The 22,217-nt window shown below is 47.5% G+C and carries 20 protein-coding genes, 1 tRNA gene and 1 pseudogene; 11 read left to right on the forward strand and 11 right to left on the reverse strand.

Translation table 11 applies throughout. The annotated features are described in order from the left end of the window. Positions 1-297: pseudogene (locus ELAC_RS11840) on the forward strand (hypothetical protein); the annotation flags it as partial. Between the two features lie 7 nt (positions 298-304). After that, entirely contained in the window at positions 305-550 is a 246-nt protein-coding gene (locus ELAC_RS07515; protein WP_098038671.1) for a hypothetical protein, read from the forward strand. Positions 551-640: 90 nt separating this feature from the next. Here the strand turns inward: ELAC_RS07515 and ELAC_RS07520 are convergent, their stop codons facing one another. The 4 genes from ELAC_RS07520 to ELAC_RS07535 form a co-directional block, all read right to left on the reverse strand. After that, a complete protein-coding gene (locus ELAC_RS07520) occupies positions 641-1,576 on the reverse strand; it encodes a hypothetical protein (protein ID WP_098038672.1) in 936 nt (311 codons plus the stop codon). An 18-nt stretch (positions 1,577-1,594) separates the two neighbouring features. Continuing rightward, the gene (locus ELAC_RS07525; RefSeq protein ID WP_098038673.1) at positions 1,595-1,789 is read right to left on the reverse strand and encodes a hypothetical protein; all 195 of its coding nucleotides are present in this window, start codon (positions 1,787-1,789) and stop codon (positions 1,595-1,597) included. Positions 1,790-2,111: 322 nt separating this feature from the next. Next, a tRNA-Leu gene (locus ELAC_RS07530) sits at positions 2,112-2,194 on the reverse strand. A gap of 52 nt (positions 2,195-2,246) precedes the next feature. Continuing rightward, positions 2,247-2,501, reverse strand: a complete 255-nt coding sequence (locus tag ELAC_RS07535) for a hypothetical protein (RefSeq protein WP_098038674.1) — start codon at positions 2,499-2,501, stop codon at positions 2,247-2,249. Positions 2,502-2,581: 80 nt separating this feature from the next. On the opposite strand from ELAC_RS07535, the gene ELAC_RS07540 reads away from it, so the two are divergent. Continuing rightward, positions 2,582-3,292 (forward strand): HAD family hydrolase, encoded by a 711-nt coding sequence (locus ELAC_RS07540; protein WP_098038675.1) that lies wholly within the window; start codon positions 2,582-2,584, stop codon positions 3,290-3,292. Here ELAC_RS07540 and truA read toward each other — a convergent pair. The 4 genes from truA to ELAC_RS07560 all read right to left on the reverse strand — a co-directional run bounded on the left by truA (position 3,272) and on the right by ELAC_RS07560 (position 6,188). After that, complete coding sequence (truA, locus tag ELAC_RS07545; RefSeq protein ID WP_098038676.1) at positions 3,272-4,021, reverse strand: tRNA pseudouridine(38-40) synthase TruA; 750 nt, start codon at positions 4,019-4,021, stop codon at positions 3,272-3,274. The genes ELAC_RS07540 and truA overlap by 21 nt on opposite strands. 33 nt (positions 4,022-4,054) lie before the next feature. Next, positions 4,055-4,768, reverse strand: a complete 714-nt coding sequence (gene ispD, locus ELAC_RS07550; protein ID WP_098038677.1) for a 2-C-methyl-D-erythritol 4-phosphate cytidylyltransferase — start codon at positions 4,766-4,768, stop codon at positions 4,055-4,057. Between the two features lie 5 nt (positions 4,769-4,773). After that, positions 4,774-5,751, reverse strand: a complete 978-nt coding sequence (locus tag ELAC_RS07555) for a metallophosphoesterase (RefSeq protein ID WP_098038678.1) — start codon at positions 5,749-5,751, stop codon at positions 4,774-4,776. 155 nt (positions 5,752-5,906) lie between these two features. Next, positions 5,907-6,188: an SWIB/MDM2 domain-containing protein gene (locus ELAC_RS07560; protein WP_098038679.1), complete on the reverse strand. Its 282-nt coding sequence runs from the start codon at positions 6,186-6,188 to the stop codon at positions 5,907-5,909. Between the two features lie 254 nt (positions 6,189-6,442). On the opposite strand from ELAC_RS07560, the gene ELAC_RS07565 reads away from it, so the two are divergent. Beyond that, positions 6,443-8,662, forward strand: a complete 2,220-nt coding sequence (locus tag ELAC_RS07565) for a UTP--glucose-1-phosphate uridylyltransferase (protein ID WP_143406473.1) — start codon at positions 6,443-6,445, stop codon at positions 8,660-8,662. On the opposite strand, the gene ELAC_RS07570 is transcribed toward ELAC_RS07565, so the two are convergent. Next, positions 8,636-8,995: a hypothetical protein gene (locus ELAC_RS07570; protein ID WP_098038681.1), complete on the reverse strand. Its 360-nt coding sequence runs from the start codon at positions 8,993-8,995 to the stop codon at positions 8,636-8,638. The genes ELAC_RS07565 and ELAC_RS07570 overlap by 27 nt on opposite strands. A 658-nt stretch (positions 8,996-9,653) precedes the next feature. On the opposite strand from ELAC_RS07570, the gene prfB reads away from it, so the two are divergent. The 4 genes from prfB to ELAC_RS07595 are packed head-to-tail and all read left to right on the forward strand — an operon-like array spanning position 9,654 to position 12,742. Further along, the gene (gene prfB, locus ELAC_RS07580; RefSeq protein ID WP_098038683.1) at positions 9,654-10,724 is read left to right on the forward strand and encodes a peptide chain release factor 2; all 1,071 of its coding nucleotides are present in this window, start codon (positions 9,654-9,656) and stop codon (positions 10,722-10,724) included. Beyond that, positions 10,721-11,248 (forward strand): GNAT family N-acetyltransferase, encoded by a 528-nt coding sequence (locus tag ELAC_RS07585; protein WP_098038684.1) that lies wholly within the window; start codon positions 10,721-10,723, stop codon positions 11,246-11,248. Before prfB ends, ELAC_RS07585 begins: the two co-directional genes overlap by 4 nt. 57 nt (positions 11,249-11,305) lie before the next feature. Then, positions 11,306-11,983, forward strand: coding sequence for a SprT family zinc-dependent metalloprotease (locus ELAC_RS07590; RefSeq protein WP_098038685.1), 678 nt, complete (start codon positions 11,306-11,308; stop codon positions 11,981-11,983). A gap of 24 nt (positions 11,984-12,007) precedes the next feature. Further along, positions 12,008-12,742: a YebC/PmpR family DNA-binding transcriptional regulator gene (locus ELAC_RS07595; protein ID WP_098038686.1), complete on the forward strand. Its 735-nt coding sequence runs from the start codon at positions 12,008-12,010 to the stop codon at positions 12,740-12,742. Positions 12,743-12,856: 114 nt separating this feature from the next. Here ELAC_RS07595 and ispG read toward each other — a convergent pair whose 3' ends face one another. After that, positions 12,857-14,821, reverse strand: a complete 1,965-nt coding sequence (gene ispG, locus ELAC_RS07600; protein ID WP_098038690.1) for a (E)-4-hydroxy-3-methylbut-2-enyl-diphosphate synthase — start codon at positions 14,819-14,821, stop codon at positions 12,857-12,859. Between the two features lie 359 nt (positions 14,822-15,180). Between ispG and ELAC_RS07605 the strand changes: the two genes are divergently transcribed. Both ELAC_RS07605 and ELAC_RS07610 read left to right on the forward strand, forming a co-directional pair. After that, positions 15,181-16,971, forward strand: coding sequence for a hypothetical protein (locus ELAC_RS07605; RefSeq protein WP_098038687.1), 1,791 nt, complete (start codon positions 15,181-15,183; stop codon positions 16,969-16,971). Between the two features lie 155 nt (positions 16,972-17,126). Next, positions 17,127-18,110 (forward strand): hypothetical protein, encoded by a 984-nt coding sequence (locus tag ELAC_RS07610; protein ID WP_098038688.1) that lies wholly within the window; start codon positions 17,127-17,129, stop codon positions 18,108-18,110. A 429-nt stretch (positions 18,111-18,539) separates the two neighbouring features. On the opposite strand, the gene ELAC_RS07615 is transcribed toward ELAC_RS07610, so the two are convergent. Beyond that, positions 18,540-18,719 carry a hypothetical protein gene (locus tag ELAC_RS07615; protein ID WP_098038689.1) on the reverse strand — a complete coding sequence of 60 codons (180 nt, stop codon included), beginning with the start codon at positions 18,717-18,719 and terminating at the stop codon, positions 18,540-18,542. A gap of 334 nt (positions 18,720-19,053) precedes the next feature. Between ELAC_RS07615 and ELAC_RS07620 the strand changes: the two genes are divergently transcribed. Continuing rightward, a partial coding sequence (locus ELAC_RS07620) for a hypothetical protein (protein ID WP_143406474.1) occupies positions 19,054-22,217 on the forward strand: 3,164 nt, incomplete at its 3' end.

The following is a 22,217-nucleotide window of genomic DNA, read 5'->3' on the forward strand; positions in this document are numbered from 1 at the left end:
GCTCTTTCTAAAGCCGGACAGGTAATAGATCGTGATGGTCTTACCAAAGCAGGGAGAGCCCTTGATAAACATGGAGGTAGACCAGGTAGTCTTTTTCCAAAGGCCACAGGGAATATTGCTAGCAAAAATTTGCAGGGCCAATATCATCTAGATGATATCTTGACCCATCCGAAAAATGTTTTTATTAGGGATGTCAAAACACGAAATGGATTTGAAATTTATGCTCCCGATGGAAGAGGTGCATATTTTAAAAGAGATGGTTCATTTCGTGGATTTGTAAACATAGACCGAAGGTAGGATTGAAATGCTTTATATAAGATATTGTAGTGATTTAGATTATGAAGAAATGGTGGCTGATATTTGCTTTGATAATCAGCAGATCGCAATAATTTCTCAAGATGGTGGGGTTGGTAATATGAAAATTGAAATATTGCCCTCGGGAGATGCAGATGAGGCTCTTAGCTTCCCCCTGGATGAATTCATCAATATATTATCAGATGCCAGGCAGAAATTAGCAAAAATGCATACAAAATTTGATGTGATAGAGTAGGTTTTGTGGCCCAATGGAGTGCTCCCCATTTAGACCGGACCACTAACTTGCAAGTTAGTGGTCCGGTTTTATAGGGGCAACTCCAGCATGTTAGCACATTTTTTTGTTCAGCTGTCGATCAAGAAAATCACAAAAAATGTCATATAGGGCAATATGGCCTCTTGAATAGAGTCGTCCCTTACCTTCATTACCAGCAACAACGACGCCTGCTAAAAGCACTTCTTCCATTTTGAAGCGATCGCCTATTTGCCGTTCTCTTGTCTGATACATCCCGCCACCACTACATCCCGCAAAATTTCTAGGAAGAATGTCTTGTGTAGGGCCAATCTGGGTTTCGATGATATCGACTTCTTTGCCCATGTATGGCGATTGAACAAGTTGCAACGTGTCAACTCGTAGTTTTGTTTCGCCACCGCCAAGATACACACCCGCATGCGGAAAACAGTTCACATCCTTTTCAATGAGTCCACAACCTTCACGAGGTGTACCGGCAATTACCCATGTCCAATCATGCTTGTGAACCGGTGACCAATACTGCACTTCTTGACCCAAGTATTTTTGTCTCATTTCAGCCAAATCTATGGGCTGCTTACCCCATAATTTGACGATATCTTCGAAGATGTTGTCTTCAAGTTGAACAAGTGAGATATCAAGACCATTTTCAGACCAATTTTGTATCCACTCAGGTAATAAATATAAGTTCAAATCATCAATAGTATGTATACGATACATAGGCACTCCAACAACCTCCCAAACACCTGCAGTGCCCGGTCGTAGAATGCATGGAAGATATATGTATTGCTTATCTTTCAAAGGCGCTATGACGTGGGAAGCTGTTAAGATTCCCTTGATACCTTTGTAGTGAACCAATGTCCCAGAGCCCCCATCCCCTTTTGGATCGTTGATTGCGTAGAATATCACGACGCTATGAGGCTCCAGAGCTTTTGCTATGACATCTGTAAATTCTGTCCCACGCAGGCTGCCTAAAGTAACCTGTTTAATTTCATCAACGACATCTTCATTCATATGAAATCCGGTAAAGTTTTAGTAAGCAAGTGGTAGAGAGACCTCTTTGACACCAATGTCTAGAAGGAGATCATCAGCAATATCGGTATACTCTCCGGTCAAATACTGCAATGGTGCCACTTCCTGGCGTATATTGCCATCAAGTTGCTGGATGAGCGATAGCAGATCTTTTGTGCTTAATTCTTCAAGCGGTCGCGATTTAAGCTCTTCCATGGCCCTGGAAGAGCTATGGTTGATGATTCAATCTGCGCCTTTTCTTGTGCCTTTACTCTGAAAGTAGAGACTTAAAGTCGAGGAAGAGTTGGAACACTATTCCTCAATTGATACAAACGCATATGTCACTGCAAATATGGTATTTAGCTTAGCATCTCGAGCCAGAAACATTTTCGAAAGCTCTCAAGTGGATGAAATACGACAACTTTTTGATTTTGTATTTCAGAAGTTGGTGCTGAGAGATAAAAAGTTGTTTGTAACCCTGCGGGAGCAATTTAAAAGAATAAGGGACGCTTTCTTTTTAGAAAAGCGTCCGCTTAATTGCCGCTGGCCGGACTCGAACCAGCACCTTGTTGCCAAGAGTAGATTTTGAGTCTACCGCGTCTGCCATTTCGCCACAGCGGCATTGAAGATGTCACAACTATAAAGCAAAAGGCCATTTTTGAGAAGGCAAAGATCAAGGGGTGGAAGTTTCTTTGTCATCGTTCAGGGAAATTTTAGCTCCCTTTTCAAAACGGTTTGACCAAGGGTAGCGGGGAAGAGTTGAGGGTTTCGGCCGCTCGGCCAAAAAGCGCCGCTCTCCCTCTTTGCGCTCGATGATCTCGCCCGTCTGGTTCTGTCTTTTTATCTTCGCTTCCCGGTGTTTATCCTCCAGGCTACAAGACAAAAGCGGCAACATCCATAGGCAGATAATGACCAGATCTCTTTTCATAGGGGGTGGCTTAAATTTTGTTCTTTTAGGTACAATTAACGCACTTTCAATTGTTATTTGCAAACCAAGGCGGAGACCACATGCTTTCCTGGGCAGATTCCTACTCGCTCGTTCTCTTTGATTTTGACGGCCTGCTCGTCAACACCGAAAAGGTGCATTTCAAAGCGTACACAGAAACCATCCAGTCCCTCGGGTTTACCTTGGGATGGGACCTTCCGAAGTACCTTGAGACCGCGCATTTTAAAGCGGAAGGGCTTGAAGAGGAGATCTACCGCCAGTTTCCCGAGCTTAAAAGGAAGATTCCTGAGTGGAAAAATGTCTACCGCGTCAAGAGAGAGACCTATCTTGATCTCCTCCGCAGGGAAGAGATCGAGTGGATGCCGGGGGCCAAAGAGCTGATCGGCGCGCTCTACAGCAAAGGGATCAAGATGGCGGTCGTCACCCATTCCGACCGGGCGCAGATCGATATCATCAGGGGAAAACTACAAGAGCTTAAGCAGATCGGGCATTGGATCACGAGGGAGGATTATAAGAATCCCAAGCCAAGCTCCGACTGCTACCGTTTTGCTATCGACACTCTGGCAAAAGAGGGAGGGGCTGTGATCGGCTTTGAAGACTCGCCACGCGGGCTGACAGCTCTTCTTGGAACGGAGGCAAAAGCGGTTTTGGTTACAGAGGTGGCGTATCCGGACATCGACAGTTTGCTCAAGCGGGGGGCGGTGAGGATGAAATCTTTAAAAGAGGCCGTGTCCCGGGATGCACTGGAGCTGTTAGTAGATCACCCGGTTTAAGAAAAGACCCTGCGGGGGAGCTGCCTGCCCCGCTTGTTTCCTGTCGAGGGAAGCCAGAATCGAAATCATCTCTTCCGGCTTCCTCTTCGAAGATCCCACTTCCACCAGTGTGCCGACAATATTGCGCACCATCTTATAGAGAAAGCCATCTCCTTCAAATTCGAGCAGCACTCCAAATTCCCAAGGGGTAAAATCGATCTTTTTGATGGTCTTGACGAGGTCTTTTTCCGCTTTCGACACGCTTTCGTTGGTGAAGGCCGAAAAGTTGTGTTCGCCGATCAGGTAGGAGGCGGCTCTCTCCATAGCCGGAAGGTCAATTTTCCGGGGGATATGCCAGCTGATGTGCCTCCAGTGCGGTGGCTGGACAGGCCCCAGCGTCAAGCGGTAGGTGTAGCACTTTCCTTTTGCCGAGAAGCGGGCGTGGAAAGAAGGATCTGCCTCTTCCAGGGAGAGGACGCGGATCTCGGGGGGAAGTATGCCGTTCAAGGAGTAAAAGGCTTTTTTTAAATCGAAGGGGCGATCGGTCTTGAAGCTGGCGATCTGGGCGGCTGCATGCACTCCGGCATCGGTTCTGCCTGACCCTGTCACATGCACTTTCTCTTTGAGGATGAGAAGAAGGGCGTCTTCCAGTTTTTCCTGGATGGATATGCCGTTCGGCTGCACCTGCCAGCCGGAGAATGAAGAGCCGTCGTAGGCCACAGTCAATTTGTAATTTTTTTTCTCTTCCACTCGAAGATCCCCTGAGTTTGAGAGGGAATCATATCAAATAATTGAATTTAAGTCACTGGTGTTAGCTGTTTTAACAGCGAACTTTTCAGCCAGTTTCTCGGCAAGGTCCAAGTCTTCCTGCGTCGTGATCTTTAAATTGGCAAAGCTTCCTTCCACCAGCTTGACCTTGTGTCCGACAAGTTCGGCAAGAGAGACATCATCCGTCACGGTTAGCTCCTCCCGCTTAGCTTTGGCAAATCCTTCCAGCAGCAGATCCAATCGGATCACCTGGGGCGTTTGGATTTCGTGGAGGCAGCTGCGGTCGGGAGTGCGCGTCACAATCCCGTCCCTGTCGGCTTCTTTGATCGTCGCTTTGACAGGCACGGCAAGAGTTGCTGCGCCGAGCGCCACTCCCTCCTCCACTACTTTTTTGATCATTTCGGGGCTGACAAAAGGACGGGCGGCGTCATGCACCAGGATATGGGTCGTGTCGTTAGCGATAAGCTGCAGGGCATTAAAGAGAGAGTCCTGACGGCGGTTTCCGGGGAGCGCAAAGAGGGGGGCGCCGCTTCCCTTGAAGAGTTCTCGATAGGACGGGTCGCAGACGACGATCACCTGGCTAAACAGGGTGCTCTTGGCAAGGAGCTGATAGGAGTGCAGGGCAATTGGCCTGTTTGCCAGGCTTAGGTACTGCTTGGGCATCGCGTGGCCGAAGCGCGATCCCACGCCTCCTGACAGCAAAACAGCGGAGATCCTTATCTCACTCATGATTCTTAGCTCCCCTTGTTTTTCAATGTGATGGAGACAATTTCCGGCGGGCAAAACCAGCGAAACGGCATGACGCTTCCCACGCCTCGCGTCGTATAGACCCTCTGTCCTTTGTACTCTCGCAGCCCATAGAAGAAGCGCTCATCCTCCATGACAATGAACCGGTCGCGAAGCAGGGGTAAGTTGACCTGCCCGCCGTGCGTGTGTCCGCACAAAATGAGGTCGTATTGATCCCGCTTCAGTCTGGGTATGCCGTCAGGGTTGTGGAGGAGAGTCAGAGCAAAATCGGTCTTATCGTTGGAGAGGCAGCTTTCGTCCATCTTGTTGACAGTATATTCGCCAAGGCCGTGGATGGTGAGCGTTTTGTCTTTGATCCGGACTGAGACGGAGCTGTTTTCGAGCAGGTTGAAAGGAGTTTTTTTAAGGAGGTTGAGAAGGGGTCGATGCTCTTTGACGGCCTTAATTTCCGGGTCGATAATTCCGGTTGGCTTGACGGGGTTGATCATCCGCTTCAGCCCTTTTAAGATGGAGGATCTGTTCTCTTTGTCACCAATCAATGAATAGTTGCCCGACCTTCCGACCGAGACGAAAGAGGCGTAGTCGTGGTTGCCTAAAATGGCGAAATTTCCAAAACGGGCTTGGGGGAGCGAGAGCAGGAAATCAAGCAGCCGCTCCTCGTCTTCGAGGTGGCTGTAGCAGAGAAAGTCGCCGGTAAATACCAAAATATCGGGGTTTTCCCTGTGAATTTTACTGCTGAGTTTTTTTAAAAAAGCGTCGGGTGTTGATTTGGAGAAATGGAGGTCGCTGAATTGAGTGATTTTGAGCCCCTGCAGCTCGGGCGCAAGGTCCGGGCATTCAAGAGTGAGTTGTCTTGTAAGGAGTAGGTTAGGCTCTACGAAGCGGGGCCATATTCCCAAAACGGAAGCAATGCAGAAGCCATCCCAGAGATAGTCAGGTAGTGATTTTGTGCACGGCTTGCCCATAGTCGGTTGATCTCTTCAAGATTTGTTCACGGTAGTCAGTATAAAGGAAACAATGGTAAAGAAGGATGTCAGCTTTTACTTTGAGCATCAAGGGAAAATTGGATGAAGGGGGGAATGCCATGGCAAGAGGTTGCTCATTACCATGGCAAAAGTGTTTAGCGATGTGCGAGTTCAGCGTCTTTTAAGTGCTTGGAAACTTTGCTTGTCATCTTGAACATGTCGATGGCAGCTGGGGAGCCAAATACTTTTGCAAGCTTTGCATCAGGATTGATGTTGCGCTTGTTTTTTGGATCTTGCAATTTGTTGCGCTTGATGTAGTCCCAAAGTTTTTTTGTCACCTCAGTACGTGCCATCGGGCCTTTGCCGACGATCTCAGCGAGGGTTTCGCTCACTTGGACTGGCTTCATGAAGGCAGATGGTTTTTTTTTAGTTGCCATTGCGTTCTCCTTATTGTTTAGGGTCGATATGAACAATTCGTATCGAACAGTTAAGTCTGTCTAGGGGATTCTTTTATCTGTCCTCGTAATTAATAGTCAAAAGAATTTGCTCGGTGAATTCATGCTTTTCCTTGGGGAAACGCTAACTTTATAGTTTGTTTTACTAGTTTAAGTTGCTAGCTTACTGTCTTTTGTGGGTTCAATCAACGGATCTGCCGAGGGGTGATAGAGCGCTGGCATGTTAGACGACAATTGTGTATAACCTGTATGAAATCACAGCATCAGAGGGGTGTTTTAAGGAAATGATGGAGACGGTAAGAGAAGATTCCCTAGACCATTTAGCGGATCTTGCCCTGAGATTGACAAGATCGGAAGACAAATTGGCCCTTTTGAAAGAGACGGAAGAGTACCGCTGCTTCCTCAAAGCAAGGCCCTACGTCCTTTCCCTTCAGAATCTGCTTGATCGCCAAGAACAGCTCGTTCTCTGCTCTGTTGCCGCCATCGGACAGGCGATGCGCCTGTTTCCGCAAGATCCTCCCGCTTCCGATGAGTGTGGGAGTATACAGCGCTTTATTCAGTCTCTTCTCCCCGTGGAAGATTTTTACAGCTCGATCGGCGGAATTGTCGGCTATCACGCCTCCATTCTCTCTCTGCTTAGTACTCAAGGTCCAAAGGCAGACGATGAAGTTCACTACAAACGCCCCTCCGGCGCAGACATCAGTGCTTCGACCCCCTTGATCAGAAGCTATATCAAAGAAGGGATTGAGAAGACCGCTAAGATCGCCGAGATCTATCCCGTAGGCGGTGCCGGAGACCGTCTGAGTCTTTTGGATAAAAAGAGCGGAGAGCCCCTGCCTGCCGCTTGCCTCGTGTTCATGGGTCACACGCTGCTCGAGAGATTGATCCGAGACCTGGAAGCGCGCGAATATCTGGCCTATAAGCTGACCGGAGAGCGGATCACAACGCCAGTCGCGATGATGACATCCTTCGAAAAAAACAACCATCAGCTCATCGTGGAAAACCTAACCCGTAAAGGCTGGTTTGGAAGGCCGCAAAGCTCGTTTTATCTATTTATCCAGCCGCAGGTTCCGGTGCTGGACACAAAAGGGAATTGGCTTCTGAAAGCCCCTTGGGAACTGATCATGAAACCCGGAGGGCACGGCGCCCTTTGGACTAAAGCTGCACGAGACGGCATACTCCAGGCATTGAAGTCGAAAGGCATCTCCAAGCTGCTCGTGAAGCAGATCAACAATCCTATTGCCGGCACTGATGGGGGCATTCTTGCCTTTTTGGGGATGGGATTGAAGGAGAGCAAGATGTTTGGATTCGCCTCCTGCGAGCGCGTCGTCCATGCCCATGAGGGGATGGATGTCGTTTTGGAGAGAAGGGAAGGAGAGTCTTTCAGCTACTGCCTGACAAACGTTGAATACACCGAATTTAAAAGAAAGGGCATCGAGGATGCGCCCAAAGAAGTGGGAAGCATCTATTCTCTCTTTCCCTGCAATACCAATATCTTGTTTGCCGATATTGAAGAGATTGAGAGAGCCGAAAATATTTGTCCGATTCCCGGAATCACTCTGAACATGAAAAGCTCGTTTATGGCGATTGATCCAGAAGGACTTCGGCATGAGGTGAAGGGAGGCAGGCTGGAGTCTACCATGCAGAATATTGCCGATGTCATTGTCGAAACGTTTCCTAATCCCTTGAGGAACGGAGAAGAGGTGGAAAAGCTCAGGAGCTATTTGACCTATAACGACAGACGGAAAACGCTTTCGGTCACGAAAAAGGCGTGGGATGGCTCAGGATCTTGTCTTGAAACGCCCGAGGGCTGTTTTTACGATATGATGCTCAATGCGGAAGATCTTCTGAAAAATCACTGCAATTTCAAAGTCCCCAGGCAGCCTGATATATCCGAATTCATGAAGAGAGGCCCTTCCTTTGTGTTCGCCTATCTTCCGGCGCTCGGCCCCCTCTATGAGGTGATCGGGCAAAAAATCCGATCGGGAGTTTTAAGCGAGGGTTCTGAGTTTGTCTTGGAGGTTGCAGAGGTTGAGATCGACGGGCTTGAGTTGACGGGAAGCCTTGAAATTATGGCTGACTGGCCGATCGGCGCGTCCGATGAGAAGGGGGCTGTGCAGCTTGGCATGCAAGAGCCTTACTGCATCTTGAAGAACGTGACCGTCGTCAATAAGGGCATTGGAGGGCCTGTAAGAACCGATTATTGGCAGGGGTGCAGCAGGAAAGAGGTCTGTTCCATTAAACTGGAGGAGGGTGCCGCTTTTATTGCCGAGGACGTTACAATCGAAGGCTCCTTCAGTATTACTGTACCTAAAGGCATGTCAGCCAGAGCGTTTATGGAAGGAGGAGAGCTTAAAGTTTCCCTTCAAAAAAACGAACGCTCCACTATCTGGAAATACACGTTTGATCTGGGCGACAGGGTGGTGTTGTCACACGATGCCGAAGATAATTCCTGAAGCGAGCGCCGCTCCGCTTAAGATAAAAGCGGCGGCTGCTGCAATCTTCAGCAGGATACGGCCCATCTTGTGACCGTCGCCCTCCATCCCGGCCGACTCTGCGACAGCCAGCAGTATCCAGCCAATGCCGGAAAAACCTACAAATGCCGCAAGACCCATTCCTGGAGGTGTTTGGAAAAATTCTCCGATCGCGCTGAAAAGCCCGCAGACAGCCTGCCATATTTTTGAGAAAATATGTTTTAAACCTGCGGTAAAACCTCCTTCTGAACCTGCTTCGGCACCGGTCGTAGTGTCTGCCAGAAACCATTGAGGGGATATTGTGGCAACAGTCATAAAAACCTTCCTTTTACTGAATCGTGGGTGGGCGGCTTGCTCCAAAGGTGTATACCGAAAGTCATCAAGAGGTAAATTCGAATATTTGTAAAGTACTCGCATGGATACGTTTCGTGTTCCTGAAAGCTCTCATGTATTGCATAATCTATTTTTTAACGAGATGCGTTTTTCATGTTTCCTCGGCTGGCTCGTAGGTTTTTTTAAAAAGCAGCAGATGCAGGGCCTGAGGGTTGCTAAAAAATGGGAGTTCCAATTTTTTTGTTTTATATCTTCCATGCCGGGTGAAATCGCCCGGGAGAAATATCCTGTTCAATAGATAAAATCGGTCGTAAGTCATTGAAAAAAAGAGAGTGTTGGTTAGATTTAGGTAAATCGATGGCGAGTTGAATCAAAGGATGCTAACCGAAAAACTCTTAGAAATATACGGTAAAAATAAAATTAAATATTTAAGCCTGTAGGGTGTTGCTAGATGAATTTTAAATTGACAGGTTATGCGCTCCTCAGAGCGTCTAGAGTGAAAAAATCGCTTTCCCCGAAGATGGTATAAACCTGCCTGATTCTTTGACTATTAAACAGGAAATACATACACTTCTGCAGCATCTTTATTACACTCCACGGAGCTTAGCTATGAATAACGAAACGGAAGAAAGGCTGAAAAATATCGGCAGCAGAATCGATCATATGTGGAGGTATCTTTGACCTGCCTGGCAAGGTTGAAAAGGTACAAAAGCTAACAGAGCAAATGGAGTCGGATAGCTTCTGGCTCGATAACGAAAAGGCGAAAAAGACCATCAGCGAATGCAACGAGCTGAAAAAATGGACTGTTCCCTGCGAAGAGCTGAAAGCGCAATTTGATAACGTCAGGGAAATGCTTCCCGAGGCTTATGAGATCGAAGACGAAGGACTCATCAAGGAATTGACTGACGAGTTAGACCTCATCGATACCACTCTCTCGGAGCTGGAGATGCGGCGCATGCTTTCAGGTGAGCTCGATAGCAAAAACTGCTATCTCAGCATCAATTCCGGAGCGGGCGGAACCGAGGCTTGCGACTGGGCACTTATGCTGTCTAGAATGTATCAGCGTTGGGCCGCCAAAAGAAATTGGAAAGTTGAAGTTGTTGATTTTGAAGATGGTGAAGTTGCCGGTCTTAAAAGCATTACTTTAAAGTTTACCGGAGATTTTGCCTTCGGTTATAGTAAGGCTGAAAAGGGTGTGCATCGGCTTGTACGCATCTCCCCATTCGATTCCAATGCCAAGCGGCACACAAGCTTTGCGTCGGTCGATGTCACCCCTGAAATCGAAGACGATATCGAGATTGAAATCAGGCCGGAAGATCTCCGGATTGACACTTATCGGGCCTCGGGAGCGGGAGGACAGCACGTCAATAAGACAGAATCGGCCGTGCGTATCACCCACTTGCCGACAAACATAGTCGTTTCTAGCCAGTCTCAGAGGAGCCAGCTCCAGAATAAGGAGACTTGCTTTAAGCTCTTACGATCAAAACTCTATGAGCTGGAAGTGGAAGCCCGTGAGAGTAAGATTAAAGCCTTAGGGGGCGAAAAGAAAGAGATAGCGTGGGGTAGCCAGATCAGGAATTATGTGTTCCAGCCCTATACGCTTGTAAAAGATACCCGTACTAAGTATGAAATGGGCAACATCCAGGCAGTCATGGATGGCGATATCGACGGTTTTGTCCTTGCCTATTTGAAGGAGTTTGGCGGATCATGAGCACTCAAGAGAAAGATATACCAGTTCGGTCTCCTCTTAATATCGAAATTAGATACACGGAGGCCTCAGACGGCCCCCATCTGAAGAGATGGCTCATGGACAAAGATGTCAATCGCTGGTTTCCCATGAACGATGAGGTGGAAATCGATGACGCTGTCATGAGATGGGTGGGCTTCTATCGCTACAGATCCAGCCTGACGGCGGTTTTGGATGGAAAGCCGGTCGGACTGACGACACTCTATCTGCAGCCCTATAAAAAACTGGCCCACCAGTGCGAATTTGGGATCATCGTCGCCCCTGAAATGCGGGGGAAGATGGTCGGTAGTGAGCTGCTCAATAATCTGATTCATCTCGCTAAGGATAAATTTAAGATTGAACTCCTGCATCTGCAGGTCTATCAGGATAATCCTGCTATCAGGCTATATACACGATTTGGGTTTAAGGAGTTTGGCCGGCAAACCCGTTGGATTAAGGAAAACGATGGTACATACACAGGGAGAGTGTTTATGGAGCGATATTTGTAAGTAGTCATTTTTATCTTCACAAAATAGTGCACCTGAAACATTACCCAAGAATTATCCATGTCGTACCTGTTACTCCAAAGAGAGATTGAGCAAGCCTCCAAAAAAAAGGTTAAGCTCAAGATCAATGACAATCGCTCCACCATGCTCAGCGTCAAGTGGGAGCCCGATTGCACAAAAGTTTCCATGCACAGGCTTTTTTTGGAAGCGCCCAAAAATATTATGGATGCGCTGGCGTGCCATATCGGCCACAAAAACAGCGACGTCGCCCCTTCGGTGAAAGCTTATATTGAAGATAAGCTCAAGCATCTCGATTACTCAGACACGATCGATAAGGCGAAGCTTGTCACGGAAGGGGATTATTATGATTTGCTGCAGCTCTATACCGCTATTGAAGAGGAATATTTCCCTGACGAAGAGCTGAATTTAAACATTACATGGTTTGGCTCCAAACTATTAAGGAGAAGATCCCGTCTGACGTTCGGACTTTACCATCAGCCTCTCCGCCTGATCAAAATCAATAAAATGATGGATTCCGAGCGCTTTCCACCCTATTTCGTTGAATATGTGGTTTTCCACGAGATGCTGCATCACATCTGCCCCTCATACTACGATGGAAGCGGCAAGCATTGTGTGCACACGCGTGAGTTCAAGGCGAGGGAAAAGGAATTCAAGTATTACGGTGAGGCCAAGAAATGGCTCAAGGCGAACACCCCAAAATTGTTTGAGCAGTGCTAACAGACAGGAAGAACGAGGTTAAATATGGCCGGCCATAGCAAATGGGCTAACATTAAACACAGGAAAGAGAGAGCCGACGCTAAAAAGGGAAAAATCATCTCCCGCGCAGCGAAAGAGATCATATCCGCCGTTAAAATGGGCGGGCCCGACCCGAAGGCTAACAGCCGTTTGAGGCTTGCAGTCGAAAAAGCACGTGCGTGCAACGTCCCGGCAGATGTGATCGATCGAAATATCAAGAAGGCCTCCTCTGAAGATCAGGCAGATTATCATGAGATGACCTACGAGCTTTATGGGCACGGCGGCGTTGGGATTATTCTGGATATCATGACAGACAACAAAAACCGCATCTCCTCAGATATTCGCATCGCCACCAACAAAAAGGGCGGCAGCATCGCCGGCCCCGGGTCTGTCGCTTATAACTTTGATAGGAAGGGTGTAATCCAGATCGTCAAGAATCATGCCATCGAGGAAGAGCTGTTTGAAGCTGCGACGAATGCCGGTGCCGAGGATTTTAAGTCCGAGGAGGAGTCATTCATTATTCTGACCGATCCAGTCAACTTCATCCATGTGAAGAACGAGGTGGAAAAGCTGGGGTTCAAAGCGGATGATGCCGAACTTGAAATGGTGCCCAAAGTCTATGTCGAGTGCTCCGATGAAGATTATCTTGCCAACATGGCGCTGATTGAGTGGCTCGAAGAATTAGACGATGTGGATGCCGTCTGGCATAATATGGAAGAAAAAGAGATAAAACAGCCCTAGCTGGTCTAAAATCCTGTTATCGGATTCGGATTGGGTCGATCGCGGGGAGCTCTCTCGAAGCCCCCCATGCAAATTTTGACAGGCACTCGGTATAGATACCGTAAAAAGCCCCTTCTAAACTAGAGAGGGAATAGATTCCAGCTCTTCTACTTCAGGCTCCACCCATCTGCCGTGTTTTTTGATGAGGTCGATTAACCTTTGATCTGCTTCGTCAAAGTTAATATCTTTTTCAACACACTCTTTACCGATATAGAGGTCGATTTTCCCGGGCTTCGAGCCGACATAGCCGAAGTCGGCGTCCGCCATCTCACCGGGTCCGTTCACGATGCAGCCCATGATGGCGATTTTGACTCCCGGCAGGTGCGCCGTCTTGGAGCGGATCCGCTTGGAAACTTCCTGAATATCAAAGAGGGTTCTCCCGCAGCTTGGACAGGAGATAAAGTCTGTTTTGGAGGTGCGCATCCTGGCGGCCTGGAGAATACTGAAGCTCAGCTCGCGGATAAACGCCGTCTCGTAATCTCCCTGGATCCAAATTCCGTCTCCAAGACCATCGCAAAGCAGCGCACCACATTCAGCAGCGACATGGATGATGAGATCTTCTCGGCTTAAGCGATACTCAAAGCTTAGGATGACCGGAATATCGAGTTCCCGCTCTTGCAGCCAATCGAAAAATCTTCTGCTTTTGTGCAGGCGGTCGTCAGAGGGGGCTAAGAATAGCAGAGCGGGTTTTTTCTCTTGGATGACGCTCCACGACTCCATCGGCTCATCACGTACAACCACAGCCAGAGGCGCCTCTTTTTGATTCATCAGCGCGAGGGGGTGTACCTCTTTGCGATCCGGTTTTTGCAGATCCCTGAGCTCTTTGATGGCAATCGTTTTGTTTTCTGAACCCATCGAGAAAGTGCTGATTCCGGTATCGGTTAAAAGATCGATGAGCTGCTGGCTCTTTGGATCTTTAAGCGTTTCCTTGATGACAAGTCCATCGGCGGATGAAGCCTTGAGCCTTGGGATGCCTCCCTTGATATCGCATCCTAAGTCAGTGAAGAGTTCCGGCGTTTTGAACCGGCTCTCTTCTGCGTTGACGATCACGGTGCCGTCACGGTGCATGGCGATATTTTTTGGGTGGGATACCTGTCTTCTTCTGATCGCTTCGACCGATCGAAATTTTTCCTGGAATGGTTCAACGCCTTTTCCTTCGTAGCTTTTTGCGAGAGCAACTAAGCGTTTGCAAGGATCGATCTCTTTCCAAGCGTCTTCCGTCAACGAAACGCGGATCGTGTCGCCGATGCCGTCGAGAAGAAGAGTGCCGATGCCCATGGCTGATTTTACACGTCCATCCTCTCCCTCACCGGCTTCCGTTACACCGAGGTGTATAGGATAATCCCAGCCAAGCTTCATCATCTCCGCAACGAGCAGACGGTAGGCCAAAATCATCACTTGCGGGTTGGAGGATTTCATCGAGAATATAAAGTCGTGGTAGTCCATCTCCCGGCAAATGCGGGCAAACTCGAAAGCAGACTCCACCATGCCTTGCGGAGTATCGCCGAATCGATTCATGATGCGGTCTGAGAGGGAACCGTGGTTGGTTCCGATCCGCATGGCACGCTTGAGCTTTTTACATTTCTCAACCAGTGGACTGAATTTCTCCCGGATCTTCTCGATCTCTTTGGCGTAGGAGGTGTCATCGTATTCAATGGTTTTGAAGGAAGCGCGCTTGTCGACGAAGTTTCCCGGGTTGACGCGCACTTTGTCGACAAAGTCGATGACCCGCATCGCCGCGGGGGGAAAGAAGTGGATATCGGCAACTAAGGGGATTGTGTACCCTCTCCGGATAAGGCCATTTTTGATCTCTTCGCACGCGTCCGCTTCTTTCATCCCCTGGACGGTAATACGCGCAATTTCGCAGCCAGAATCGGCGAGCTTAATGATCTGCTGGATAGTCGCTTCGACATCACGTGTGCTCGATGTCGTCATCGATTGGATGCGGACAGGGTTGTTTCCTCCCACACCGACATCTCCCACCATCACTTCCCGTGTTTTCCAGCGCTTCGTCTGGAAAATGGATTCACAATATTTCATCATAACTCTACCCGAAATCTGAAGGAATTTGGCGAAATGGTAGCAAAGCGAAGTCATAATTTCAACAGAAGACGAGGGACAATGTAAATCTGTATTAACTGGTTTTCGATAGATAATATTGCGATGATTGGTCGATTGAGACATTATTGTAAGTTGAATATTCATTTTTATTGTTATCCGGTCGATTTTATACCGAAAGTATCTCAAAACTTGATAACGGGCTTTGAAACGCCACCATGAAAGACAGGGGGTTACCTCATATTTATAATATGAAATGCCGTCTCTCGATCTTGAGGAGTTTTCTCTTTGTTAAAACCAAATTTTGAGAAACTATTTAATTAAAGAAAGGAATCATTTCTATGCTGCCGCTTGGACCTAAAATGACGACAACAGACACAGGAAGCGATGCTTCGGACAAAGAACCCCCTCAGGAGAGTGAGAGCTCTGTTGCGTCGTTTGCAACGCGCGCCCTCTCGTCGTCCATGGAGGCCTCTCCCGGCTACTCCATACCAAGGCTTAGGTATATTCCTACGAATCCTGAAGATGAAATCAGAGAGATGCCCTTTCATCAGTCCGCAGTGAAGAGAAGCTACCCTTTAAGACATGTGTTAAACGGTTTTGGCTGGAGAAGGAAGGGAGACTCGTCTCCGCGGAGGCCGGAAGCTTCGGGCAAAGACAAAATCCAAAGGAATACAGAGAATCCCCAGGAACGATCCGATAAACAGGTATCGGCCGAATTTCCTCTCCTGTCCTCTAAGAGGGCGTCAATTTTTGACCGGAGATTGACCGATGAGCTTCAAGACAGGGTTTCAAAGGAGTCGGGAGGTATCAGAGTTTCTCCGGAGGGTTGCATCCGCAAATTAGTATGGGAGGCCTTGGAATCTACCATGGCAAGGGTGAAGGAGTTTGAGCATATTGAACAGGAACAGATGTTTCATTTACTGCCCCACATGTCCAAGGCTGTGATGGAGAGGGTAGAAAGGGACGGAAGCCTGTTCATCGACTTAGATCTTTCTATTGAAAGGATTTTGAAGAATTTAAGGCAGATTCTTTTGGAGAGCAAGAAACGCACGCATCTGTCAGACCAGATGGAGAAGTGGGCAGAGGAAGGAGTTGGTCTTTTTCGAGCAGCGCCCTTTTCTTTGAAGGCCCTTTTAGCATGGGTCAAAAAGGGATCTGAAAACGAGTGCCTGCTTGAAATTTTGCTCAAGAGCCTATCACGGGATCGAAGCGAGGCGGAGAGATACTTGTCCGAAATCAATCAATGGACTGGATTTTTTGGAAAGATCGCCATTGAGAAGTGCCTGATGGAAGAGATCCGTAAGTGTTTTTTGATGGTGAATACAACCGAAGGAAAATTCATCTGGAAAGATGAAGGGCTGCTGGAGAGTATGCTCGAGAAGATCGACATGGAACAAGTCGAGAGATCCATTTGTGTGGATAACGGAACTTTTCTGCCGGAGCGCTTCGTGATCAACGGACGCGACTTGGCGTTGCCCTCCCTTTGCAAGGAGGCCCTGGAGACAAAGCGTGCATTCTTTGAGTCCATCTTGGGTAGGATCTACTCGGCAGGACTTCATCCATCCTCAACCCTAGGCGATACGGCAGGGGAGGTTTCCAAATTTTTTGCGCGCAGGGAATTTATCGGCTACGACCTCCTTCGGGTTACATCGATTTCTGCCTGGAGCCATTTCGATGCCATTTTCAGAAGTATGTTCCCCCCACTCTTCCTGGCTCCCTACTCCACGCGTTCAGCAAGCGGACTTTCTGTTTTCATCAACGTCATCTCGGAGAAGAAGTACGAGGTCATCTTGGAAAAGACCTATAGGGTGTATCCTCTCTTGAATCCAATGACTCCGGGATCTTTTGCCATTGATGCAGAAAGCCCCTTGACAGAGGTGGTGATCAGGGGTCATGTCATGACAGAGGAGGGCAGGTGTTTTAAGAGAAACAGGACATGCATGCTGGAGTTCCCCCAGATCGTCTTTTTAAAGGCTGTCGACAGCTTAAACCGCTCCAGGCTGATGCAGATCCTTGGAAACCCCTCATCCGATGTTCCTTTCAGGGCGCCGCTGCCAACCGATGCAAGGTTGCTTGGCGTTTTGGATTCGTTTACCGAAGAGATGATGTCCGGCGGAGTACAGGGCTGAATATCAGGTATATAAGCATTAGTTGAGGTCGCTGTTTTCCTGCCAGTGGCCAATTTATGGCAAAAGCCTTAAGTTGGCCTTTGTACCGGGGGTGCTTTGCGTTCATCTCATCTGTCTGCTTCGCAGGCGCCTTTCGCAAACTTCAAGGAGGCTGTATGAGCGTATTTCTCGGAGCTGCAGAGGCACTGCAATTCGCTAAAGAGACAGTGGGTGATGCCGTCGGTGAGGTATCGATCGAAGGCGAGATGGGAGGGCGAAGATATCGCCATTGGTCTTTTTGGGTTTTGGCGGCAGGAGCGACCGTGGGGGCCGTCGCCGCGGTGGCCGCCTTCATCTTTAGCGTTCAGGCCATCGCATGGCCAAGCGTTTTTATCTTTGTCACCAACTCCATCGGAGCTTACTACATCCGCAAGTTCGACACACTGAGGGAGCTTGAAGATTATGTTGATCTGATGGCCAAGAAAATCAAAATTCTTTCGACCATCATCTTAGACCTTAAACGGATCAACCAAGGCCTCTCTTCGACGGCCGATAAACTGGAAGAGAATCGGCATAAAACCGAGGATCTCTTTAGAGAAGAAGAAGAGAAGATCAACCACAGCGCGGCTGAATTTGAAAAGATTGCCCAAAAGCTCGCGGACACGGAAAGGAAGCTCGAAAAGATCAAAGAGCTCTATGACAACTTACAGAAAGGCGTCCTTGAGTTTTCAAAGGAGGTCGGTAAGCTGGAGGGGCATGGTCAGCAGTTTGAGCTCAAGTTGAAAGAGATGGCGGAGACGATCGGTTCGTCGATGAGGGTACTGGAAGGGCTCGATGCTGAGGATAAAGAATTTGATGAGTTGAACGCTGTCTACAATAGACTCAATGAAGCAAACTTAAAATTTTTAAGCGAGTTTCAGGGGGAGCTTGGCAAAGTTCTCGGTCTTTTTGAGGAGGCGGAAAATATCCGCGCCATCTTGGAGTCAAGAAGCGAACAGCTTGCCAGAATCAGCCACGAATTCGGCTCCCATTTAGACCGCCTGGAAAAGCTTGAGAAAAAAGAGTCGGGACTTTCCAAGGATGCGGCCACTGTTGGCAAGACAACAGAGGTGCTCACCAAATTGATAGAGACTCTTGCGGCAGAAAATGATGTTTCTTGAGTCGTGTCAGAAGGTGTTTTCGGTCTCTTGAAACATTAGTGGTGTGTCTTTGGATCGATAGAATTGAATCCCTTGTAGCCGATGCGAGTTCATAAGAACGCACTGGTTCCGCTGCCAAGTGCTTTTTGCAATACGACAGCTTCGCGTTAATGAAAGTGCAGGACCCTTCGGGTGATATTAAAATCCCCCTCCCCATGCAAAATTGTCGATATCGTATCAAAAACTGGCCTGAGTATAGCAAAGCTCTTATTGCTCGGGCAGGCCAGAAGTATACTTCCCTGATGCGACTCTCCTAATGTTAGTTCTTAAGAGAAACAGTGCGTCTCTCTTAAGAAGTCTTGAAGGTTCTGCCAAATCGGTGTTGTTCACGATGCGAAAACGGCAGCCGCTTTACTTTCCTCTATAGATCGAAAGGGTAGCTCATGATGCTCACATGAACTCTGTGGTTTCTCCTTCCACGAAAGCCAGGTACAAGAGCGCGAGGCGCGATTCATGATAGGCAGACTGGGTGAAGGCTTTGGAAAAAGTTGTCCGGTTATTCTCGACGATCTCTAGGTTGACGGTACTCTCCCGGATTATGAGGTTGGTGTCAGGTGGCTTGAAAGCCAAGACAGAGGATTTTCAGTATAGAGAGGCATTATTCAAATGTCTCACCATCAATAAATAAATTCGAAATTCCTAAAAGTTTTTCTGTGGGTCACTACCGCATAGGCCTTTACGGAAGTATTAGAGTGACAACGGATTGTTTAAGCTCATTACGCAGCAAAGCCCCCTATAGAACTATTTGAATTCCAAAACGTTTTATTAATTATATAATTTAAAATTAAAAATTATATAATTAAGTTAATGAAGTTTTGCGGGGCTTAGTATGGGTAATGATTATAATCTAAAGTGTGGGAGTTATAGCGAATTTTCTCGTCGATTGGATGAAATTGGAATCGAATTGGGAAAAACCAACGAAAGTGAAAGTGAAATTCTAGGGAAGGTGGCGGGCTTTATCGATAAGAACAAAGAGGTTTTTCAGAGCGAAAAGGATGCTGCGCTCCACTTCAATTCCTTAGCGATGAGGGTCCAATGTATTTCTAAAGACAATTCTCTGATTGATAAGTTGAGGGAGTGTTCCCTTCAACTTCTTCCCTTCGATAGCAATCACGTCAAAGAGTCGATCGAATTCTTTCATACAGCTATTCATGTCGAGCAGCAACAACTTCAGGCTATGGCAGATTGGATCAATCTGAACAAAATTCCTCTAGGGAATCTCAAACTTTCGATGAACGAACTCGGGAATTTGCTGCCTAGATTAGAGTGTATAAATTTTGAAAATTACGACATCGAATCTGAAGACGTGCAGACAATGGTAGAAACCTTGCTGCGTACGGATTTGAAATTTGCAACCTCGGATGAAAATTCCTTAGTTGAGATCGCTAAGCTCTGCGCCCGGCAAGATGCCAGGGGCGTGGCTTCACATTTTAAGAACTTCGGAATCGAAGATCAAGATAAGATAGTAGAGATTGCCAAGCTCTGCGCCCGGCAAGATGGCTGGAGCACAGCTGGGTGTTTTAATAACTTTGGAATCGAAGACCAAGATAAAATAGTAGAGATTGCCAAGCTCTGCGCCCGGCAAGATGGCTGGAGCACAGCTGGGTGTTTTAATAACTTTGGAATCGAAGACCAAGATAAAATAGTAGAGATTGCCAAGCTTTGCGCCCGGCAAAATGCCGGAGAAACGGCTGAGTGTTTTAATCACTTCGGAATCGAAGATCAAGATAAAATAGTAGAGATCGCCAAGCTCTGTGCTGAGCAAAATGCCGGGGGCACGGCCCAATATTTCGAGAACTTTGGAATCGAAGATCAAGATGAAATAGCAGAGATTGCCAAGCTCTGTGCTGAGCAAAATGGCGGGGGCACTGCTCGGTATTTTAAGAATTTCGGAATCGAAGATCAAGATAAGATAGTAGAGATTGCCAAGCTCTGCGCCCGGCAAAATGGCGGGGTCACGGCTTCTAATTTCAAGAACTTCGGAATCGAAGATCAAGATAAAATAGTAGAGATCGCCAAGCTCTGTGCCCAGCAAGATGGCGGGGTCACGGCTTCTAATTTCAAGAACTTCGGAATCGAAGATCAAGATAAAATAGTAGAGATCGCCAAGCTCTGTGCCCAGCAAGATAGCGGGGGAACGGCTTTGTGGTTTAAGAACTTCGGAATCGAAGATCAAGATAAGATAGTGGGGATCGTCAAGCTCTGTGCTGAGCAAAATGGCAGGGGCACGGCTTATCATTTCAAGAAATTCGGAATCGAAGATCAAGATAAAATAGTAGAGATCGCCAAGCTCTGTGCCCAGCAAAATGGCGGAGAAACGGCTCAGTATTTTAAGAACTTCGGAATAGATGATTCACATTCTGCTTCTGAAGTGTTCTCTATCTGTGTCAAAGCCGATCCTATGGTGCTGCTTTATATAGAAAACTTCTCTGCTGTACCCACCGAAGTCGCAAAGTTATCGCAACTTGTCCAAGTTTTTACAACCGACGAGCCGAAGAAGGAGCTTCGCAGTCAGCTATTTGAAGAGATGGCGGCTCTTGTCAAATCTCTACCTCTTACAGAGGCTCATCGGAAAACCATCGAAGACCTACGATTGAAGATCAGTGAATTAGAAGCCTATGTGCAAAATAATGCCGGCCTATGGTTTTTGGCGTCGGTTGTCACAATCAGCAACATGAAAACGGATGCTGCTGAGTGGATGCTGGGTTGTGGGCTGTGGACCGAACTAGGCCTTTTGCAAGATCCGAGTCTCAGGGTGAGACTATCCAAAGGCATGTATGACTTAGCCGCTGATGAAGGAAGCAGGATGGTATGGCAAGCTTTTATCAAGAGTGTCAGAGGCACTTCAGGGCAGAGAGGGCTGATGCTTTTGGCCATCTTATTCTATGAATTAAAAAAACAGGGGGTGGCTGAGGAAGAATTGGTGAAGGTTGCTGTTGCGATTAGCCGATTTCAAAATTCCAGGAAGAGCAAGTTTCGGGACGTCTATCGTGTCAAACTCCTCTTGAATACCATGCATTCGTTTGCACTGAGCGGTATTTATTCACCCGACTTGAAAAAGCAGGGACTAGAAAAGATTTTCTTTGATAAGCAGGAGGAGCGCCTTGAAGTGATCCGCCAAGAAGAGCGGATTGTAAAAAACGTGACAGCTGTTAAGGGATTGCTTCAGCTCCGAGATTTAAGCTGGCCGACCGCTGACAAAGATCTTGACGCGCAGTTCCGAGCATCGCTCGGAGAACTTATTCCCCTGGAAAAATTAGAGGGGAACGCATCCGAAAAGTATGACGAAATATTCGGAACATGCCGCAACCCCGGAGGGCTGCTCACGTATGCTGCCGGCCTTAAAACTCTCAACGAGCCAGCAGTGATGCAGTGCCTTGGGGAATTTACCGTGTCTGTTTTGGATGGGACTTTTAAGTCCAAGCGGTACGACAAAGTCAATAATCCCCATCTTGCAACCGTTTCCCAAGGGAATCCGGATTTGTTAGAAAAATGGAATAGGGAAATAACGGTCGATTTAAAGAGCTTCTCTTTAGAAGCAAAAGGTCAAAATAGCCTCGATCTAAGGGAGTGGATCACAAACAAATTGATCATAGATAACCATCTTGCTGATGCAGATCTCTCGTTTGTCAAAAGATACCTTGAGGCAGCAACTGATGATCAACGAGCTGAAATTTTCTCGGATCTGGTCGCTGAAATCAAATTGACCATGAAGGAAGATGAGAAAAACGCATTGCGTGCCCAAATAACTATCCAGAAGGAAAACAATATAAAATTGACTGAAGAGCTTAGTAGAAAAAAGAAGGGTGTAGAGACTCTGGGCAAGAGCGGTCAAGATGTGGACACAGGACGGTTGAAAGAGTTCAAAAATGAGCTAAAGGCTCTTGAGCAAGATCTTTCTGATTCACTAAAAAGCCTCCAGAGGTTAGACAAGGATTTAAAATTGCTCAATCAGGAGGTGACCAAAGATCCCGTATTGCAAAATTTGAATTTCCAAAAAGCCTGCCTGCTCTCTGCAAAGGCAGGTAAAGAGGTCGATACGCAACGAGGGATCAAAATCCTGGAAGA

The sequence above is a fragment of the Estrella lausannensis genome (assembly GCF_900000175.1).
Lineage (GTDB): Bacteria > Chlamydiota > Chlamydiia > Chlamydiales > Criblamydiaceae > Estrella > Estrella lausannensis.

What these genes read in the sequence shown, in the direction of transcription:
- ELAC_RS07515 (WP_098038671.1), top strand. Translation starts at nt 305, where the DNA reads ATGCTTTATATAAGATATTGTAGTGATTTAGATTATGAAGAAATGGTG.
- ELAC_RS07610 (WP_098038688.1), top strand. Translation starts at nt 17,127, where the DNA reads ATGAGCGTATTTCTCGGAGCTGCAGAGGCACTGCAATTCGCTAAAGAG.
- ELAC_RS07595 (WP_098038686.1), top strand. Translation starts at nt 12,008, where the DNA reads ATGGCCGGCCATAGCAAATGGGCTAACATTAAACACAGGAAAGAGAGA.
- ispG (WP_098038690.1), bottom strand. Translation starts at nt 14,821, where the DNA reads ATGAAATATTGTGAATCCATTTTCCAGACGAAGCGCTGGAAAACACGG.
- ELAC_RS07555 (WP_098038678.1), bottom strand. Translation starts at nt 5,751, where the DNA reads ATGGGCAAGCCGTGCACAAAATCACTACCTGACTATCTCTGGGATGGC.
- ELAC_RS07585 (WP_098038684.1), top strand. Translation starts at nt 10,721, where the DNA reads ATGAGCACTCAAGAGAAAGATATACCAGTTCGGTCTCCTCTTAATATC.
- ELAC_RS07570 (WP_098038681.1), bottom strand. Translation starts at nt 8,995, where the DNA reads ATGACTGTTGCCACAATATCCCCTCAATGGTTTCTGGCAGACACTACG.
- ELAC_RS07560 (WP_098038679.1), bottom strand. Translation starts at nt 6,188, where the DNA reads ATGGCAACTAAAAAAAAACCATCTGCCTTCATGAAGCCAGTCCAAGTG.
- ELAC_RS07535 (WP_098038674.1), bottom strand. Translation starts at nt 2,501, where the DNA reads ATGAAAAGAGATCTGGTCATTATCTGCCTATGGATGTTGCCGCTTTTG.
- ispD (WP_098038677.1), bottom strand. Translation starts at nt 4,768, where the DNA reads ATGAGTGAGATAAGGATCTCCGCTGTTTTGCTGTCAGGAGGCGTGGGA.
- ELAC_RS07525 (WP_098038673.1), bottom strand. Translation starts at nt 1,789, where the DNA reads ATGGAAGAGCTTAAATCGCGACCGCTTGAAGAATTAAGCACAAAAGAT.
- ELAC_RS07590 (WP_098038685.1), top strand. Translation starts at nt 11,306, where the DNA reads ATGTCGTACCTGTTACTCCAAAGAGAGATTGAGCAAGCCTCCAAAAAA.
- ELAC_RS07605 (WP_098038687.1), top strand. Translation starts at nt 15,181, where the DNA reads ATGCTGCCGCTTGGACCTAAAATGACGACAACAGACACAGGAAGCGAT.
- ELAC_RS07540 (WP_098038675.1), top strand. Translation starts at nt 2,582, where the DNA reads ATGCTTTCCTGGGCAGATTCCTACTCGCTCGTTCTCTTTGATTTTGAC.
- ELAC_RS07520 (WP_098038672.1), bottom strand. Translation starts at nt 1,576, where the DNA reads ATGAATGAAGATGTCGTTGATGAAATTAAACAGGTTACTTTAGGCAGC.